The following is a 5817-nucleotide window of genomic DNA, read 5'->3' as shown; positions in this document are numbered from 1 at the left end:
TTCAGGAGATTTTGAAGGTTGGTCTGGCGGAAGACCTAAGTTGAAACTAGAAAAAAAGGATAGCACCTACTACAAAATAACAATTCCAAATCATCGGGAAACCATCAATTTCAAATTTACATTGGGAAGTTGGGAAACTGTGGAATTGGACGAAAAACGTCAAAACATAGAAAACAGAACCTATAGTTTTAAAGAACATCCTGAAATGATACAAGTTTCTATTGGCGCTTGGTCCAACGGAAATGCAAACGAAACCAATGCTACCAAACAGCCAAATGTAGAAACCTTTGCAGAAAATTTTGAAATACCACAGCTCAACAAAACACGGAAAATTTTAGTGTATTTGCCGCCAAACTATGCAAATTCGAAAGCATCATATCCTGTGTTATACATTCACGATGGGCAAAATGTATTTGACAAGGCAACTTCGTATTCAGGCGAATGGGAAGTAGACGAAACACTTAACAAATTACATCAAACACATGGTTTGGACATTATTGTGGTTTCCATTGATAACAGCGAAGAACGTATGCAAGAATACACCGCTTGGGAACATGAAAAATACGGTTCGCCGCAAGGAAAACAATATGTGGAATTTATTGCAAAGACTTTAAAACCTGCAATTGATCAAAAATATAGAACAAAAACAGCCGCTAAAGATACAGGCATTATGGGAAGTTCTATGGGCGGATTGATTTCACATTATGCCACTTTTGCACATCCTGATGTATTTGGAAAAGCAGGCATTTTCTCGCCTTCATTTTGGTTTTCAACAGATACGTTTTCGTTCACAAGAAACAATCTAGCGAAAGCTAAAAACTCAAAATTATATTACTTAATGGGCGAAAAAGAAGGTGAAAATATGGTTGACAATCTCAATGACATGTTGCAACTTTTAAGCAAAAATAGTTTTCCAAAAGACAATTTTAACGCAAAATTTTCACCAAACGGAACACACAGCGAAGCATTTTGGCGCAGCGAATTAAAAACAGCGTTGCTCTGGTTATTTGCAGAATATGTACAATTTCAGCCAAGCGAAAAAACACCTGTTGCAAAAGAAGTAAAAACAGCAACGTTGGCAGCTGGGAAACTTATGCGTGTTGTAGATTTTCCTTCCGCATACATTCGTCCAAGAAATGTAGATGTTTGGTTGCCTGAAAACTATTCAAAAGACAAGAAATACAGTGTATTATATATGCATGACGGACAAAATTTATTTGATGCCAATACGACTTGGAATCATCAAGAATGGCAAGTGGACGAAGTGGCTTCTAAATTGATGAACGAAGGAAAAATAAAAGATTTCATCGTAGTTGCTCCATACAATATTCCTGCAATTCGCTGGCAAGATTATTTTCCTCAGAAAGCATTTGACTACTTAAATGAAGAAACGAAAACAAGATTGCTTGCAGAAGCAAAAAGTAATAATTTTGATGTGACATTTAGCGCAGATAATTATCTAAAATTCCTTACGGAAGAACTAAAACCCTACATTGACAATACGTATTCCGTAAAAACTGATCGCGACAATACGCATGTTGCAGGTTCAAGCATGGGCGGATTAATTTCCATGTACGCTATGTGCGAATATCCAGAAATATTTGGTGCCGCCGCGTGTATTTCTACACATTGGGTTGGTACGATGCCATCGGAAGACAATCCGATTCCAGATACCTTTTTTGCATACATGAGTGATCATTTGCCTTCACCAAAAACACATCGTTTTTATTTTGATTACGGAACAGAAACGTTGGACAAATACTATCCGCAATACGCAAAAATTGTAGATACTATTTTTATGAAAAAAGGCTATACCGATACAAATTATAAAAACCTATTGTTTGAAGGTGCCAACCATTCCGAAAATTCTTGGCAAAAACGATTGCACATTCCATTGACTTTCTTACTAAAGAACTAATCTATGAAACTATTTAAACTATTATTCATATCACTTTTATATTGCCAATTTTCGCTGGCGCAGAACTCAAAACGAGCTGTAAAATTCACTTCTTACGATGAAAATAAGGCGAGTTTGGAAGTCAGAGTGCACGATGGTGTATATAGATTTACAGCGTATTCTGATAAAATTATGGAAACTACATTTGTTCCCAAAGGAGAAACAACACAACTTAATTCGCATGCAGTAGTGATGCAACCAACGGTTCCAAAGACTGAATTTTGGGAAGATAAACAGGGAATTGTACTGAAAACAGCAGGAATTTCTGTGAAAATTTCCACGTTGCCATTTCAAATTTATTATGAATACAAAGGAAAACCAATCATTTCTGAGAAAAACGGCTATCAAAAAATAGCTGACGGCGAAGCGATTGATTTCAATTTAACGAAAGATGAAATTCTCATGGGCGGCGGCGCACGTGCTTTGGGAATGAATCGTCGTGGAAATCGCTTGAAACTATACAACCGAGCGCATTACGGATACGAAACACGTTCGGAGTTGATGAATTTCACGCTTCCAATTGTAATGTCATCCAAGAAATATATGATTCATTTTGACAATGCGCCAATTGGGTATTTGGATTTGGATAGTAAAAAAGACAATACGCTTACGTACGAAACCATTTCAGGTCGCAAAACCTATCAAGTTATTGCGGGCGATTCTTGGTTAGATGTAATTCATAATTATACCGATTTAACAGGAAAACAACCGTTGCCACCACGTTGGGCATTTGGAAACTTTTCAAGTCGATTTGGCTACCATTCGCAAGCAGAAACCGAAGCAACAATTAAAGCATTTAAAGATGAAAAAATTCCTGTTGATGCTATCATTTTAGATTTGTATTGGTTTGGAAAAGAGATTAAAGGAACGATGGGAAACTTGAAAGTGCACAAAGATTCTTTTCCCGATGCCAAACAAATGATTACAGATTTTAAGAAGCAAGGTGTAAAAACAGTTTTTATTACAGAACCGTTTATTTTAACGACTTCTAAACGTTGGTATGAAGCATCTAATTTGGGAATTTTAGCCAAAGATTCTGTTGGAAATCCGTTTAAATTCGATTTCTATTTTGGAAATACGGGCTTGATTGATATTTACAATCCGAAAGGAGAAAAATGGTTTTGGGGAATTTATAAAGAACTTGCAAAATTAGGTGTTGCAGGTGTTTGGGGCGATTTGGGAGAACCAGAAGTACATCCTGAAAAACTATTGCATCACACCGGAACTGCCAATGAAAAACATAATATTTACGGACACGATTGGGCACGATTGGTGTATGAAGGCTACGCAAGAGATTTTCCGAATACACGACCGTTTATTTTAATGCGCGCAGGCTATTCGGGTTCGCAGCGTTACGGGTTAATTCCGTGGTCGGGCGACGTGAATAGAACTTGGGGCGGACTGCAATCACAAACAGAAATTGCACTACAAATGGCCATGCAAGGTTTGAGTTATATGCACTCTGATTTAGGTGGTTTTGCAGGTGCAAATTTGAATGATAATTTATACATAAGATGGTTGCAATACGGCGTTTTTCAGCCAATTTACAGACCACATGCACAAGAAGAAGTACCAAGTGAACCTGTGTTTCGTTCCGCACGAGCGAAAAAATTAGCAAAAGAAGCTATTGAATTACGCTACCAATTATTACCCTATAATTACACCATTGCTTTTCAAAATAATCAAAAAGGAACACCATTGATGCGTCCGTTGTTTTTTGAAGAAGATAGTAATAAATCCTTATATGATAATGCTTCCACCTATTTATGGGGAAATGACTTTTTAGTTACGCCAATTGTGAAAGATAGTGTGCAAACTAAAGAAGTGTATTTTCCAAAAGATGCGGTTTGGATTGACTTTAAAACGGATAAAAAAGTGATTGGTGGACAAACAAAAATGGTAAAAACGAAAGAAAATTCGATTCCTGTATATGTTAGAGCTGGTGCGTTTGTTCCGATGGCGAAACCGATGCAAACGACTTCTGAATATGATGGAACTACGTTTGCATTGCATTATTACCACGATGAAACTATCAACGAAAGTGAACGCGTTTTGTACCATGATGATGGTGAAACTAAAAATGCTTTTGAAAAAGAAATGTACGAAGTATTGGAGTTTGAAAGTGAGTATAAAAAGAAGGTATTAGAAATTGAATTGGAAGCTGAAACTGGCGTCAATTATTCAACAAGTACCAAAAAAATTGATGTTGTTATTCACAATCTTAATAAAATACCTAAAAAAGTAAAATTTCGCGGAAAGCTTGTGAAATTTACTTGGATTACACATATTAACATGTTGTCTTTTTCAATTGATTGGAATACCGATAGAAAACAAAAAATAATCATCAAATTATAAAAATTCGATTTAACAAACATATATAAATTAACCTATAATGAAGAAACTACCTTTATTTTTAATGACCATACTTCTTTTTGTATCGTGCGAAACGAAACAGAAAGAAGCTGAAAAAACACCCGAAAAGAAAAAAGCTACCATTGCAAAAGTATCTAACGAAATGATGGAAAGTGCTGTCATTTATGAAGCGAACATTCGTCAGTATTCAAAAGAAGGTTCTTTTGATGCGTTCACGAAAGATATTCCGCAGTTAAAGCAATTAGGCGTAAAAGTGATTTGGCTGATGCCGATTTTTCCAATTTCAGAAACCAAACGCAAAGCTACTGGTGGCGATTTTGCTAGTGAAATTAAAGATCCGGAAGAACGTAAAAAGTACTTAGGAAGTTATTATGCGGTTTCTGATTTTACAAAGATTAATCCGGAGTTTGGAACTATTGAAGATTTTAGAAAACTTGTGAATACGGCACATGAAAATGGCATATATGTAATTTTGGATTGGGTTCCAAATCATACAGGTTGGGATCATACGTGGTTGAAAACAAATCCAGAATTTTATACGAAAAATGCCAAAGGTGAAATTACAGATCCGTTAAATGAAGATGGGATTCCTGTAGGTTGGGCAGATGTTGCTGATTTGAATTATGACAATAAGGAGTTGCGCAAAGCGATGGTAAAAGACATGCAATATTGGTTGACAGATGAAGGTGTTGACGGTTTTCGTTGTGATGTTGCTGGTTCTGTTCCCACAGATTTTTGGGAAGAAGCAATTCCGCAATTACGTGCTAAGAAAGACATTTTTATGCTAGCTGAAGCTTGGGAACCTGAGTTATTGAAAGGCAAATTGTTTGATATGGCGTATGGATGGGATACACATCATAAAATGAATCATATTGCAAAAGGTGAAGAAACAGTTTCCGATTGGGACAAACGCATGCAACAGATCGATTCTTTATACGAACAAGACGATATTTTAATGAATTTTGTAACCAACCATGATGAAAATTCATGGAACGGAACTATTGAAGAGCGCATGGGCAAAGGTGCAGCAGCTTTTACTGCATTGAGTTTTGTTGCTCCTGGAATGCCGTTGATTTATTCGGGTCAAGAATACGATATGAAACACCGTTTGAAATTCTTTGAGAAAGATGAAATTCCGAAAGAAAAAGGAAAAACATGGCCATTGTTAGCAAAGTTAGGTACTTTAAAGAATGCCAATGTAGCATTGCACGGTGGAAAAAATGCCGCTTCGTATACCAAATTACAAACGAGTAAAGCCGATCATGTGTTGGCGTTTAAACGCGAAAAAGATGGCAAGCAAGTGTATTATATTGGAAATTTATCTAAAGAAGCTGTCATTACAACAATTGATCTTTCGGGAAGTTTTACCAATTATATAAATGGTGATACTATTATATTTAGAGAAGGACAAGATGTTGCCTTGAAACCTTGGCAATATATGGTATTGGTTTCTGAGTAAGCTATACTAAAGACTAAAAAAGTTGTCT

3 protein-coding genes are annotated in these 5817 nt (G+C 36.2%); all 3 read left to right on the top strand.

Features of this window, described 5'->3' with window-relative positions:
- Positions 1 to 1918, top strand: a 1918-nt coding sequence (locus tag AB8B65_RS10400) for an alpha/beta hydrolase (RefSeq protein ID WP_405300907.1), incomplete at its 5' end; no start/stop codon positions are given.
- Positions 1919 to 1921: 3 nt separating this feature from the next.
- Positions 1922 to 4312: a TIM-barrel domain-containing protein gene (locus AB8B65_RS10395; protein ID WP_405300906.1), complete on the top strand. Its 2391-nt coding sequence runs from the start codon at positions 1922 to 1924 to the stop codon at positions 4310 to 4312.
- Positions 4313 to 4349: 37 nt separating this feature from the next.
- The gene (locus tag AB8B65_RS10390) at positions 4350 to 5789 is read left to right on the top strand and encodes an alpha-amylase family glycosyl hydrolase (RefSeq protein ID WP_405300905.1); all 1440 of its coding nucleotides are present in this window, start codon (positions 4350 to 4352) and stop codon (positions 5787 to 5789) included.
- Positions 5790 to 5817: the final 28 nt, after the last annotated feature.

The organism is Kordia sp., assembly GCF_045105435.1.
Lineage (GTDB): Bacteria > Bacteroidota > Bacteroidia > Flavobacteriales > Flavobacteriaceae > Kordia.
This window is presented reverse-complemented; position numbering and strand designations above follow the sequence as displayed.

Excerpts from the sequence above, each read along its gene's own strand:
- AB8B65_RS10395 (WP_405300906.1), top strand. The coding sequence starts at position 1,922 with ATGAAACTATTTAAACTATTATTCATATCACTTTTATATTGCCAATTT.
- AB8B65_RS10390 (WP_405300905.1), top strand. The coding sequence starts at position 4,350 with ATGAAGAAACTACCTTTATTTTTAATGACCATACTTCTTTTTGTATCG.